Source organism: Psychrobacter piscatorii, from assembly GCF_904846415.1.
Classification (GTDB): Bacteria; Pseudomonadota; Gammaproteobacteria; order Pseudomonadales; family Moraxellaceae; genus Psychrobacter; species Psychrobacter piscatorii.
Genome location: NZ_CAJHAR010000005.1, coordinates 15,816 through 30,120 on the forward strand (window position 1 = coordinate 15,816; position 14,305 = coordinate 30,120).

At 42.6% G+C, this 14,305-nt stretch carries 8 protein-coding genes; 4 read left to right on the plus strand and 4 right to left on the minus strand.

Annotation, left to right across the window (positions count from 1 at the left end):
* Window positions 1–31: 31 nt before the first annotated feature.
* The 3 genes from JMX83_RS03285 to metH form a co-directional block, all read right to left on the minus strand.
* Window positions 32–1,912, minus strand: coding sequence for a UvrD-helicase domain-containing protein (locus JMX83_RS03285; protein WP_201599118.1), 1,881 nt, complete (start codon window positions 1,910–1,912; stop codon window positions 32–34).
* Window positions 1,913–2,259: 347 nt separating this feature from the next.
* Window positions 2,260–3,189, minus strand: coding sequence for a bile acid:sodium symporter family protein (locus JMX83_RS03290; protein WP_201599120.1), 930 nt, complete (start codon window positions 3,187–3,189; stop codon window positions 2,260–2,262).
* A gap of 322 nt (window positions 3,190–3,511) precedes the next feature.
* Window positions 3,512–7,333 carry a methionine synthase gene (gene metH, locus JMX83_RS03295; RefSeq protein ID WP_201599129.1) on the minus strand — a complete coding sequence of 1,274 codons (3,822 nt, stop codon included), beginning with the start codon at window positions 7,331–7,333 and terminating at the stop codon, window positions 3,512–3,514.
* Between the two features lie 570 nt (window positions 7,334–7,903).
* On the opposite strand from metH, the gene JMX83_RS03300 reads away from it, so the two are divergent.
* The gene (locus tag JMX83_RS03300) at window positions 7,904–8,458 is read left to right on the plus strand and encodes a fasciclin domain-containing protein (RefSeq protein WP_201599130.1); all 555 of its coding nucleotides are present in this window, start codon (window positions 7,904–7,906) and stop codon (window positions 8,456–8,458) included.
* Between the two features lie 416 nt (window positions 8,459–8,874).
* Window positions 8,875–9,495, plus strand: a complete 621-nt coding sequence (locus JMX83_RS03305; RefSeq protein WP_201599131.1) for a fasciclin domain-containing protein — start codon at window positions 8,875–8,877, stop codon at window positions 9,493–9,495.
* Between the two features lie 236 nt (window positions 9,496–9,731).
* Here the strand turns inward: JMX83_RS03305 and JMX83_RS03310 are convergent, their stop codons facing one another.
* Window positions 9,732–11,270: an alanine/glycine:cation symporter family protein gene (locus JMX83_RS03310; protein WP_201599132.1), complete on the minus strand. Its 1,539-nt coding sequence runs from the start codon at window positions 11,268–11,270 to the stop codon at window positions 9,732–9,734.
* 1,019 nt (window positions 11,271–12,289) lie between these two features.
* Here JMX83_RS03310 and JMX83_RS03315 point away from each other — a divergent pair.
* Together JMX83_RS03315 and JMX83_RS03320 are read left to right on the plus strand one after the other, a co-directional pair.
* Complete coding sequence (locus tag JMX83_RS03315) at window positions 12,290–12,916, plus strand: LemA family protein (RefSeq protein WP_186475055.1); 627 nt, start codon at window positions 12,290–12,292, stop codon at window positions 12,914–12,916.
* A 117-nt stretch (window positions 12,917–13,033) separates the two neighbouring features.
* Window positions 13,034–14,212, plus strand: a complete 1,179-nt coding sequence (locus JMX83_RS03320) for a TPM domain-containing protein (protein WP_201599136.1) — start codon at window positions 13,034–13,036, stop codon at window positions 14,210–14,212.
* Window positions 14,213–14,305 lie beyond the last annotated feature (93 nt).

Here is a 14,305-nt window from a genome sequence, read left to right on the forward strand (position 1 = left end):
ACATATATTTTGTGTAATATAGATTTCTATTTTAGAAATCATTAGGCCATATTTTGCTGTAATTCGCCAAATTCGGAGTTGAACATACAACTTTCATAAGGCTAGAATCTGTAGATTTTAATCTAGTAAGTCCGGTATAAATTAGAGAGTAGTCGTGAAGTTCTTCTGCTTTGTTTATGAAAAGTAGTATGGCTTTAGACTCCCATCCTTTAAAGCTATGGATAGTACAGACTTTTATACGTGTATCGCCTTTATAAAACGCCATTTTTCTAGCTCTTTCTTCTTTAATAGACGTTTCACTATCCTTATCAAAACTAAATATATTGATATGCCTTATACCTATTTTATCTAAGACACCACATACATCTTTTCCTAATGATTTATCTTGTACAAGAATAGATATATCATTCATGCTTAGCTCTTGTTTATCAATTAAAAAATTCTTAATACTTAAAATAATATTTTCTATAATATCTGAGCTTAATGAATTGACCTGCTCCCAACCCAAATATGTCTTATTAAAACTTATTTCCATTTGTATTTTAATGGGAGTGTTTACCATTTCCTTAGGTAAGAAGGTGTCTGAAAAGTTAACTACTAATGGTATAATTTCATTAGGCAATCGGTATGTGCCTTCTAGTCCAACCCATTCGCCCCTAAACCCTGCTCCTTGCATCGATTCATCAGTCCACAAAGTAGCTTGCTCATATATATCTTGAGTACTATCTGCTACTAATAACATCTCACCATTATCATTCAGTAATCTTCTTAAAATATTCCACCATTCTAATGAGAAGTCTTGACCTTCATCTACTAGGATTGCATCGTATTTATGATCTTTATAGTCATTACTGAATCGATTTATTGCTTCATTCACTAATAAACAATACTGGTCGTTGTCGGGAAAACCTGTAGACTCCTCAAAAAGTTTTGCCATTTCTTGGTTTAAACCAGCATCGCCACATAACCGACTACCCAAGTTATGAAAATTTAGCCACGTAATCTTTCTTCTAGCTTGAGGATTAATTCTGACAGCTAAATCTTGTAAGTAATTTAGCATAGTAATATTAAAGTTAACGACAAGCACTTTTTTTCTTGCCTCCATGAGCTTTACTGCACGTCCAACTAAGACAACAGATTTTCCTGAGCCAGCAGAGCCTTTTATTCTTCTATAGCCTGATTTGGTTCTACTATTAACGTAATCTAATTGTTTGGTATTATAGTTAATAGGAGTCCTTTGCTCTCTGTTTGATTCAGGTTCTATTAACCATATTCTAAGTTGATTAGCTATAACTTTGTCCATGAATTTTGAACTAAATCTAGTAATTCCTGTTGGTAACACAAATTTTATATCTTCTGATAGGTTTTCTTGAGTGATGATACAGTGATTATAATTTTCAGCACCTTCATCAACTAAATTAAAAACTTTTTTATTTCTACTTTTGAATATTGGTAAAAGTAATTCTTCAGCTTCTTCTTTAGTAGCCGATGGGAGTACTAATCCTACATTCACAGCTAGCGAACCATGTTTTTGGAAGTTTAAACCAAACGAATATAAGTCTACGACCTCTTTTTTATATTGAAGTAGCTTATCAACTGGATTTGGGCAATATTGAAATGTCACACCTGAATTATTTATAGCTTGTAACTGAGTCCTCCCATACTTATCTTCTTGAAGAAAGTAGTTCATGGCTTTGAAATTCCAGTTTTTAACTTCAAAAACCCCAATTCCTATATTCGGATTTAAAATCACCACATCAGGGCATAATCCATTCAAATGAGGTTGTATATAGATTTCCCAGTTCATGTGAAGATTGTCATCAAGATACTCAATGAATTGACGCTCACCTACTTCTAAAGGTTGATGTAATTTATCCCAGTCTGACTTAGGTGGCGAAATAATTCTATTCATCAAAGATATCCAATAAAATTAAGCCTGATACGGCTGATTTATTTCAATTTCTACTCTTTATTAAATTCCAAGTATCCAGAGTTTTTTTTATAAGAAAGTACACTCATTGGTAAGCTAATAGCCATTACGATAAATAGAAAGTATTGTATTTTGACGCCAACATAAGATAACTCGTCAAAAACAACGATAGTGACTATTAAAGTTAGTGCGAAAACACCAGCAAAGAATCTAAAAATTGATCTTCTCATTATTACTTCTTCCTACAAATTCCGATTCAACTATTTATCAATCACTTCCGTAATCTAAATAATAACCTCAACGTCAAGTATTCACAATCAGTAAGATTCTTACCTAGCATCTCTCTTCGCAAAAATATTCGCAACCAATGCACCACTAAAGTTATGCCACACACTAAATATCGCACTTGGTAAGGCAGCAACAGGATTGAAATAAGTCGCGGCAAGGGCAGCACCCAGACCAGAGTTTTGCATGCCTACCTCCACCATAATGGCGCGGCGTTGCTTCTCCGTAAATCCAGATAAGCGCGCGATCACATATCCCAAGGTATAGCCCAGCATATTATGCAGAGCAACGACGATAAAGACGATGGCACCGCTGTCTAAGATAGTTGCTTTAGAAACTGCCACCACCGCCGCGATAATGATAGAGATACCCAAGACTGACACCATCGGCAATACCTCGGTGACGAACTCGATCTTGCTACCCAAAAACTTATGGAAGATAACCCCCAGTAATATGGGTAAGATGACGATTTTAGTAATGGTTATCATCATACTCGCTAGGTCGATATCGATCAGCTGACCAGCAAACACGTTTAATAGAATAGGGGTCAAAAAGGGCGCAAGTAGCGTAGAGATAGAGGTAATCGCGACACTCAGAGCGACATCACCTTTGGCTAAGAACGTAATCACGTTACTAGAAGTACCGCCAGGGCAACAACCAACCAAAATCACACCCACTGCTATTAAAGGATCAAGGTTAAAGATGACCGTTAATAAGTAAGCGATCAATGGCATCAGCGTGAACTGTGCCAACAGTCCGACCAATACAGGTTTGGGGCGTTTGACAATCTCTAGGAAATCTTCTGTCTTAAGCGTCATACCCATGCCAAACATGATGATGCCAAGTATTGGCACAATCAAAAAAGCCAATGAGGCAAAAAATGTAGGAAACACAAAGCCCAACACGGCACTGACCAATGCCCAGATTGCAAAGGTTTTGCCAATCCAACTAGAAAGTAATGCAATCTGATTCATAGCCTGTCTCAAAATAACGAAAAACGAAGAAGACAATAATTTAGCATGGTTATTGCTAGTAAATGATAAAAGTATTTTGCTATGAACGTAGCGATAAGTTTGCTGATAATAAATAAAGGATGCGCCATAAAAAATGGCTTACTCATATTAAATGAGTAAGCCAAGAGATGATGATAAAATATCTATCGTTGATACGCTTCAAAGACGTTGTAACGCTACTAGGATGAATTTTACGCAGCCTCTGTCGGCGTAGGCACAGTAAGCAAGTAAAATTGTACTAGTAGCGCATTTCAATTTATATAGCCGTTTTATTTTTAAAAATCTATAAATTCGGATTTAACCATTTCTCAGCCGTTTTTATATCCCAGCCTTTACGCTCAGCATAACTCTCAAGCTGGTCACGGCTGATCTTACCGACATTGAAGTACTCACTATCAGGATGCGAGTAATAGAATCCACTGACCGATGACGCAGGCCACATCGCATAGCTTTCGGTCAAGGTCGTGCCGATTGCCTCTACCGTACCGAGCCAATCAAACAATTTGCCTTTTTCGGTATGCTCAGGGCAAGCAGGGTAGCCAGGTGCAGGGCGGATACCGACGTATTTTTCTTTAATCATCTCTTCATTGGTGAGTGACTCAGTCGGCTGATAGCCCCAGTACTCTTTACGAATCAGTTCATGCAGATGCTCGGCAAAGGCTTCGGCTAAGCGGTCAGACAGTGCCTGTACCATGATGGCGTTATAGTCATCGCCTGCCGCTTTATAGTGCTCAGCGAGCGCTTCTGTACCGACGATAGAGACGGTAAAGCCGCCCAAGTGATCGGTATGCGTGTCTGATGGCGAGATAAAGTCCGCCAAGCTCAGGTTTGGCTTACCGCTTGCTTTATCGCTTTGTTGGCGTAAGTGTTCGAACTGATAGGTCGGTTTGCCACCATTTTTTGGGTCATTATCATATACTGTGACGGTGTCTGCGCCAGTACGGCGTGCAGGCATGAGTTTGAACACGCCTTTGGCGACGATTGATTTTTCCTCAATCATTTTGTGTAGCAGCTCTTGCGCATTTTCAAACAGATCACGAGCCGCTTCGCCAACGACGTCATCTTGCAAGATTTTTGGGTATTTGCCCGTCAGACCCCAAGAGATAAAGAACGGCGTCCAATCAATGTATGGCAACAGATTAGTGATTGGATAATCATCCAATATCACTTGTCCTAACTTGTTTGGCACTGGTGGTACGTAGTTTTCCCAATCATACTGAAAACCAATCTTGACCGATTCGGCATAGGTGACTTTGGCGGCTTTTGGTTGGCGTTTGGCAAGACGCTCGCGTACTTTGACATATTCTTCACGAGTCTCATCAATGAGAGCAGTACGGTGCTCTTTGGATAGTAGCTTGGTCACCACACCGACTGAGCGCGAGGCATCCGAGACATAGATGACCGCATCGTTTTGATACTGCGGCTCGACCTTGACAGCCGTATGCGCTTTAGATGTCGTTGCGCCGCCGATCATCAAGGGCAGGGTCATGCCGCGCTCTTGCATTTGCTTGGCGACATAGACCATCTCATCGAGACTGGGGGTGATCAGACCTGACAGACCGATGATATCGACTTTTTCTTTAATAGCCGTATCGAGGATGGTTTCGCACGGTACCATCACGCCCAGATCGACGATATCGTAGCCGTTACAGCCAAGTACCACACCGACGATGTTTTTGCCGATATCATGCACGTCGCCTTTGACGGTGGCCATCAGGATTTTACCTTTGACTTCGCCTTCGACTTTTTCCGCTTCAATATACGGGTTTAGCCATGCGACGGATTGCTTCATCACGCGCGCTGATTTGACGACTTGCGGTAAAAACATTTTACCCGCACCGAATAGGTCACCGACGATATTCATACCGTCCATGAGTGGTCCTTCGATGACTTCGAGTGGTTTGGGGTATTTCTCCCACGCTTCTTTGGTGTCTTCTTCGATAAAGGTGGTTACGCCTTTGACGAGGGCGTGGGCGATACGCTCTTCTACCGTACCCTCACGCCAGCTCATATCGACCGTGCTGTCTTTTTTCTTGCCGCCGTCTTGGTAGTTTTCAGCGACGGTCATCAGACGTTCGGTCGCATCCTGTCCCGTTTCACCTTGATTGCGGTTGAGCATGACGTCTTCGATCGCATCACGCGCTTCCTTTGGAATATCATCGTACAGCTCAAGCATGGCTGGGTTGACGATACCCATGGTCAGGCCGTTTTTGATCGCGTGAAATAGAAACACAGAGTTGATCGCTTCACGGATAGGGTTACCACGGAAACTAAACGAGACGTTTGACACACCGCCCGAAACCATCGCATTTGGTAGGTTCTCCGTGATCCAGCGTGTGGCATTGATAAAGTCCGCGCCGTAGTTGTTATGCTCAGTGATACCCGTGGCGACGGCAAAGATATTTGGGTCAAAGATAATGTCCTCGCTAGGGAAGCCCACTTCATTGACCAGTACATCATAGCTACGTTTAGATATTTCAATTTTGCGCTCATAGGTATCGGCTTGACCGTCTTCATCGAACGCCATAACGATAACGGCTGCCCCATAGCGCATACACAGTTTGGCGCGCTCAACGAACTCAGCATGACCTTCTTTTAGCGAGATGGAGTTGACGACAGATTTACCTTGCGTACGTTTTAGGCCTTCTTCGATGATGTCCCATTTCGACGAGTCAATCATCAGCGGCACACGGCTGATATCTGGCTCGCCTGATACCAAGTTGACGAAATGAATCATCGCCTGCTTGGAGTCAAGCATGCCTTCGTCCATATTGATATCGACGATCTGCGCGCCGCCCTCGACCTGATCGCGAGCGACATCAAGAGCCTCGGTATAGGCTTCGGTCTTAATCAAACGTAGGAATTTTTTGGAGCCCGTGACGTTGGTACGCTCACCGACATTGACAAACAAACTGTCAGCATTGATGGTAAATGGCTCTAGACCTGATAAGCGACAGGCAGGCGCAATCTCAGGAATCACGCGTGGTGCATAGTTTGCCACCATATTAGCGATTTGGCGGATATGCTCAGGTGTTGTACCACAGCAGCCACCAACGATATTTAGGATTCCTGCTTTGGCAAAGCCTTCGAGTAGGGCAGCGGTTTCTTCAGCGGTTTCGTCATACTCACCAAACTCATTGGGCAGACCTGCGTTTGGATGCGCAGAGACGTAAGTATCAGCGATATTTGACAATGTTTGGATATGTGGACGCAGCGCATCCGCCCCAAGCGCACAGTTAAAGCCAACGGATAGTGGCTTGGCGTGACGAATCGAGTTATAGAATGCTTCTGCCGTTTGACCAGATAGTGTACGACCTGAGGCATCAGTAATCGTACCAGAAATCATAATAGGCAGCTCAAAGCCGATATCTTCAAACACACCCGTGATGGCAAATATCGCCGCCTTGGCATTAAGCGTATCAAAGATTGTCTCAATCAAAATAAGATCGACGCCGCCTTCTATCAGGCATAAGGTCGCTTCACGGTAGTTTAGGACCAGCTCATCAAAGGTAATGTTACGAAAGGCAGGGTCATTGACATCAGGTGATATCGAGCACGTGCGTGAGGTCGGGCCCACCACACCCGCGACAAACCGCGGCTTCTCAGGCGTCTTGGCGGTAAATTCATCAGCCGCCTCGCGCGCAATTTTGGCTGCTGTCTTATTCAGTTCAGGCACCAAGTACTGCATGTCGTAGTCAGCCATCGATAGACGCGTACCATTAAAGGTATTGGTCTCGATGATATCCGCACCAGCCAACAGATGATCGTGATGAATATCTTTGATCATGTGCGGCTGGGTCAGCACCAGCAAATCATTATTACCGCGCACATCTTGGTCGATATCGGCAAAACGCTCACCACGATAATCTGATTCTTCTAGTTTATAGGTCTGAATCTGCGTACCCATTGCACCGTCTAACATCAAGATGCGTGATGCCATCTGCTCAGTGATACGGGCGCGCGCGGTGAGCTGCTGCTCCTTATAAGGAAAGACAGCAGGCGGCGTCAAGATAAAGTCATCAGCGGATGATGAGTCAGAAGTAGTATCAGAGTGAGAAGTAGTATCAGAGTGAGAAGAGGTCGGTGAGGTCATCGTTTGAGTCATAGGTGCGCTGCTTATATCGTCAATATTATAAAAGGAAGGAATAACAAACCAATAGAGTGCAAAGTCTTATAAAGGAAATCGTCAAATTTGAATTATTCTAGCATGAAAAATATAGCACACATGGATACTGCCCATTCTACTTTTACCATAGACAAGCAGATACCTATTCACTGAGCTGCTGAGCATAGCGTTATATTGTATTTCACAAAGAATATGTGCACAAATGAATATCATTTCGCTTACGGATTACATAAAGCTTTGCTTCTGCAAATGAAAGCCAACGCTTATGCTTAAAAGTCCGACACAGTTTACACCTGTACTACAAAAAGTTGCGTAAAGGCAGGTTGATAAAGGTTTCAGACATGTTAATTTGATTTCAGAAGAATTAGGTCTTTGTAAGTTTTGCTTATAAGTCACTTATGGGCAAAAAGTTATTATTGTTCTGTTGGTCTATCTAGATGTTGCTTATCAAAAAGATAAGAATTGGACAGCACGAGCAACTGATATCAGAAGACAATTTAACCTGTAAGACAATAAGCAAATACATACTCAATCATTAAGGATAATGTTATGAAACTGACTAAAATTGCAACTATCGGTACGCTAGCTATTTCTATCGCTGGCCTAAGTGCTTGTAACAATATGATGCCAGCAAAAAGCGCAGATATGAAACCGCCAATGCACAGCCAAACTATGGCAAAAATGAATGTGGTACAAGTTGCTCAAAGTAATTCTGATTTTTCAGTCTTAGTAGAAGCGGTACAAGCAGCAGGTCTAGCAGGTATGCTGTCTGATCCAAATGCACACTATACGGTATTTGCACCAACCAACGCTGCATTTATGCAAGCGCTACAAGAAACAGGCATGACCAAAGCCCAGTTGTTTGCTGATAAAGCGATGCTAAGAAAAGTACTAGGTTATCATGTTATCAGCGGTGACATGGCTATGTATGCCAAAGATGTGAAGCCTGGTAACGTCATGACCGCTAGCAAAGACACGCTAATGGTAACCAACCAAGGTAAATTGATGGACGAAAACGGCCGTACTGCAAACATCGTAAAAACAGACATCGCAGCTACTAATGGCGTTGTCCATGTCATCGATAGAGTGCTACTACCTAAATAAGCTTTAGCGAAATAACATCTACATTTGCGATGAAGCTTAAGTAAGCAGCTATTATTTGATGAGTTTATCATTTGATAATGGCTGTTTTAGTATTTGATAATCAATCATGTAGCATGAAATACAAGTTACAGCAGTTTTAACGATTACAGACATCAAATAAACGCAATTGTGTTTTAAAGAACGCAATAACGAGTATACAAGTTGATAATGCTATATACGTGATTGATACAGTGCTACTACTTAAGTAAGTATCAATTAAAAATTAAACCTTTAGAATTATAGTTATTGATATAGCGGACTTAAAACTATGGCTGGTTATTTAGTCATATCCACGATTTATCAGTCACTGTTAAATTTATTAAAAGTAACTGTCTGTTAAACACATGACGCAACCAATCATTTAAAAGGAAATACCCATGTTAAAGAAGAATCTATTATCTATCGCAGTCGTAACAGCAGCCATGTCATTAGCAGCATGTAATGACACCGAAACTGTCGCAGATCCGGTTGAGCCTGAGGCTACTACTGAAGAAGTCGTAGCAGAGCCAATGGCCGAGACTGATCCAATGGTCGAGACTGAAGCAGAGCCAATGGCAGACGACATGAATATGGAAGCGACACAAACCATCGCCGAAATTGCAGCTGGCAACGAAAACCTAACTATTTTAACAGCTGCATTAAAAGCCGCTGGTCTTGATACGATGTTGATGGAAGATACTAAGTACACTGTATTTGCACCAACTGATGATGCATTTGCTCCAGTACTAGAAAAGCTAGGTGTAACGAAAGAAGAATTACTAGCTAACACAGACTTATTGAAAAAAGTATTGCCTTATCACGTAGTACCTATGGAAGTGAAAGCTGCTGATATCCCTTATGGTACCGATATCGAAACGGCTAATGGCAAAACGATCTCTATTAGCGATGCCAACGTAATTACTGATGCGACTGGTAACACAGCTAACATCACAGGTACTGATATCATGGCAACCAATGGTGTGGTTCACACTATCGATGCAGTATTGATGCCTGAGTAAGTTTTTCTTTAATTCAGTTGTCATAAGAACTTAGCTGTCATAAGCTGATAAGTATATTAAAGAGGCCCAGCGATAAAGCTGGGCTTTTTTGTGTCTATAAGATGGTGGCGCGTAGCAGCGATATATTAAAATCTGCTTTATTTATTTGCAATAAAAAAGCCCGAGACCATTGCCTCGGGCTTTTAATGATACTGGATAAAATTGAGCAGTAGCTACGTTAGTGCATATTATCTATGTTACTTACGTAGTGGATCTACATTCGTTCTTTTTTGCTCTGCTAGATGACGCGCTTCCCAATAAGGTGCGTTTTTGATACCGAATTTTGCAGGATCAAAACTGTAGCGTGCCACACCAGCTTTACGTTGTGCTTCGTAGTCTTTAAGCATGGTAAGCGTTGGACGAGCCACAATGAAGATAACAAGAATACCAACAATGTTGAGCCAAGCCATAAGGCCAACACCAATGTCACCAATTGCCCAGATATAACCAGCTGAGTTTAGACCACCGTAAGCAACCATCACCATGATCAATACTTTTACTAAGAATAGACCTGTTTTATTGGCACCGCGACCGAGGAAGCGTGTTAAGTAAGCCACGTTTACTTCAGCGATGTAGTAATAAGCTAGGATAGTTGTAAAGGCAAAGAAGAATACAGCGATTGCGATAAAGGCATTACCAAACGTACCATATACCGATTCCATTGCCATTTGCGTAAAGGCAGGGGCGTTGATTTCAGTAGTAGCGGCGACGTTTTGTATGATGAACTGACCATCTGGTAATGTACCTTGGATGTTGTACATACCAGTAGATAAAATCATAAAGGCAGTCGCAGAACAAACCAGTAGCGTATCAACATATACTGAGAATGCCTGAACAAGACCCTGCTGTGATGGATGCTCAACTTCAGCAGCAGCAGCAGCGTGAGGACCTGTACCTTGACCCGCTTCGTTAGAGTAAATACCACGCTTAACACCCCAACCGATTGCTGCACCAAAACCTGCTTGTGCAGTGAATGCATCGCCAACGATCATGCCGAATACATCTGGAATCAAGCTGAAGTTACTGAACATGATGATTAAGGCTAAGGCAATATAACCAATTGCCATAAACGGAACGGCAAACTCAGTAAAGGTTGCAATACGCTTAATACCACCAAAGATGATGACACCTAGTACAACTAAGATGATGGCTAAGCCAACCAAACGCATAGAGCCGACTTCTAGGCCTGCCACGTTCATGATCGTACCTTCACCCATTAACTGTGCGAATGCACTGATAACACCGTTGGCCTGTACGCCAGGTAAGAACATACCACAGGATAAAATAGAAGCGATGGCGAAGAGGATGCCGTACCACTTTTGACCAAGGGCACGCTCAAAGTAATAAGCAGGGCCACCGCGATATTCGCCAGTCACCACATCTTTTTCTTTGTAAATCTGTGCAAGGGTAGACTCGACATAGGCAGTAGATGCGCCTAAGAACGCTACGACCCACATCCAAAATACAGCACCTGGACCACCGAAGCCGATAGCAGCAGCTACCCCAGCGATGTTACCCATGCCTACACGTCCTGCGAGGGAAACGGCTAGTGCCTGAAAAGATGAAATACCATCAGTACTAGACTTACCACTGAATAGCAATTTGATCATTTCACCGAACAAACGCACCTGTACAAAGCGCGTCAAGATGGAATAGAACAGACCAGCGCCCAAGCACAGATAGATCAGTGCTGGGCTCCAGATAATTCCGTTTACTAAGTTAACTAAACCTTCCATATGTATATTCCTAGTACTGTCTCAAGATGGCTCTGTATGCTAGGAGTAAATTAACTGGTTAACTTACTTATTTAAGTTAAGCAGTTAAATTATCTGCATCGACTCATATTTATATTAGTTAAGTCTCATACGTGCTTAGCCACCAAGAATGGACTGTAGTTGTCTGTATTTATCCGCTTGGCTTCATCAGTGACACAGACTATTTTTATAGCGATTATCATTGATAGCATTAATATCAGCTGTGTGTTTGATTGTTCTACAGCCTCAACTACTGCGGTGTCCTATCATCACGTTACGAATGAGATGAGTTATAAGTTAACCCGCGGATAAAACAGGCGGTTATATAATTGAATACTCCTCATGACGAGGGTATTCAATTTGCTATGAGCCGTCCCGATTGGCTACACTGCTGGTATGGCGGATTGAATGTATTAGTGGAGTATCTAAGAGTGAGTAACTGTTTTTCATCACAGCTGCCAACTCTCTAATACGTATCAAACTATAAGTCCACTACCAAATGTATTCAAACCGTACGGCTACGTAACTGCAATTTGCCATATTTTCGTACCAATTACTAGAAATTTCTTTGTGTATGGACGGATAAGTTTTGTTTTGATGCCATCATTTCACTCATAACTGACTGCAATAATGACCTAGATTTATTCACTATAAGTTATTTAGTAGACTTTTGTTTTATATATTAAGATTTGGCTCAAATGAATGCTTTTGAAACATGATAGCAGTCGAAAGTTGCGGTTGTGTTTTGGTAACGGTCAATTGTAAAAGCATCATGATAGCGCCATTATGAGCATTATATCTTGTAGCTTATAAGACTGAGCAATATGTATAAGTAGTTTTTCATGTTGTGTCTGTAGATACAAAAGCTATAAGCGCGTGCCTTTATACAAAATATAGAACGCATATGACCGTTAGATGATTGTGAAGGCATAAGCGCAAAAAAATTATTAAAAAACGTGTTACCAGATATTTGTTATTTATCATTATTAGGAGAAACAACGATGACGCGTAAATCTATTATGAAGCCGATGTTGCTAGCAGCACTATTGACGACGTCTACTGTCGGTCTGAGTGGCTGTGGTTATAACAATCTTCAGGCGCAAGACGAGCAAGTAACGGCTTCATGGTCAGAAGTGGTCAACCAATATCAGCGCCGCAGCGATTTGGTGCCAAACTTGGTCAAAGTCGTACAGCAGTATGCTGAACAAGAGCAAGAAGTGTTCACCCAAGTGGCGGAAGCACGTTCACGTGCGGGCGGCATCACTGTGACGCCTGAAGTGCTCAATGACCCAGAAGCAATGGAGCGTTATGCTGCTGCGCAAGAACAAATGACAGGCGCACTGTCACGTCTGATGGCAGTGTCTGAGCGTTACCCTGAGCTAAAATCAGATGCGCTGTTCCAAGACTTACAGGCTCAGCTAGAAGGCACCGAAAACCGTATCGCTGTCGCGCGTAATCGCTATATCCAAGAAGTACAGGGCTACAATACCACTGTGCGCCAGTTCCCAACCAATATCACCGCAAAAGTATTTGGTATGGATACCAAGCCAAACTTTACCGTTGCTAATGAAGATGCCATTTCGACAGCGCCAAGTGTTGATTTTGGCGATTCTGCAAAAGCAGAGTAGGAAGCATTAGAAATACATAAAAATAGAGCGGTGTATGCCGCTCTATTTATTTAGCTGATGACTATTAGTTAATGTCTATTAATTTATAAAAATGTCATTTGAGGTGGTAGAGATTAGATGAATAATTCAAAAGCAATCTTATCAGCATTACTGTTTACACTGAGCGTCAGCGGTGCATCAGTGTTGCATGCTGCGCCCAATACCGATGCTGGCAATAATGCTGCGGCGACAGATAGCACCTCGAATCTACAAAACCGTAGTGTCGAAGACTTGGTAGCCATTGCCAAAGCAGGGGAATCCAACGAGGCGATTAATGATGCAGTGCTGAATAATGACGCCATCAATGGTGCGGTGCTTGGTAATGACGCTATTAACCAAAGCGCGACAAATGATGAGGCAACCGCTAGTGCGCAAGCGCCAGCTCAGCCACCAGTAACCTCAAGTGCCCAGAGCGTTGATGCTGACAAACTGATACTTAACGAGCCAGTCGTTGATCAGGCTAATATCTTAAATCCGCAAGAAAAGCAGCGCTTAGAGGCGCAGCTTAGAGATATCTATCAGCAAGGTTTGGCACAGGCGGCGGTTGTTATCGTACCGACTACTAATGGCCTGCCTATATTTGATTATGCCTTACAAGTAGCCGAAAAATGGCAATTGGGCGACAAGGACATTGATGATGGTCTGCTAATCGTCGTTGCGGTCAATGACCGTGACATGTATATCCTAACCGGCTATGGTCTAGAGGGTGTGTTGCCAGATGCGGCCGTCAACCGTATCATCCGTGAAGACATCACACCATTATTTAAGCAAAATAACTATGGCGCTGGGATACTGGCTGGCGTGGATGCACTCAAGGCACGTCTAACGGCTGATCCTGAGGTATTGGCGCGTGCTGATGCGCAAGCTGCTGAGCGTAGTGCTGAGCAAGGCTCAGATGAGCTACCATCACCTATTTTCTTATTTATTATGGCTATGATATTTGGCAGTTTTATTACTAATATCTTAGGCCGGGTATTTGGTTCTATTATCACGGCAGGCGGCTTTTTTGCGGGTTCCTTGGCGCTGGGCGGCGGCTTTTTTATGACATTGATCATGGCGATATTTATATGGCTGTTTTTGATCTCACGTGGCGGCGGTGGTGGCAAAGGCGGCGGCGGTAAAGGTGGACGCAGAGGCGGCGGCATGATTTTCTTACCCGGTATGGGTGGGGGCAGTAGTGGTGGTGGTTTTGGCGGCGGCGGCTTTGGTGGTGGTGGCGGCGGTTTCGGCGGCGGCGGTGCTGGTGGCTCGTGGTAAGTGTCTATCTATTAAAAGCTCAGATTAGTTATTAGAAGCTCAGATTAGTAAAGACTCAAATTAATAAAAGCCAAAAATAGAGTCTCAGTAAAT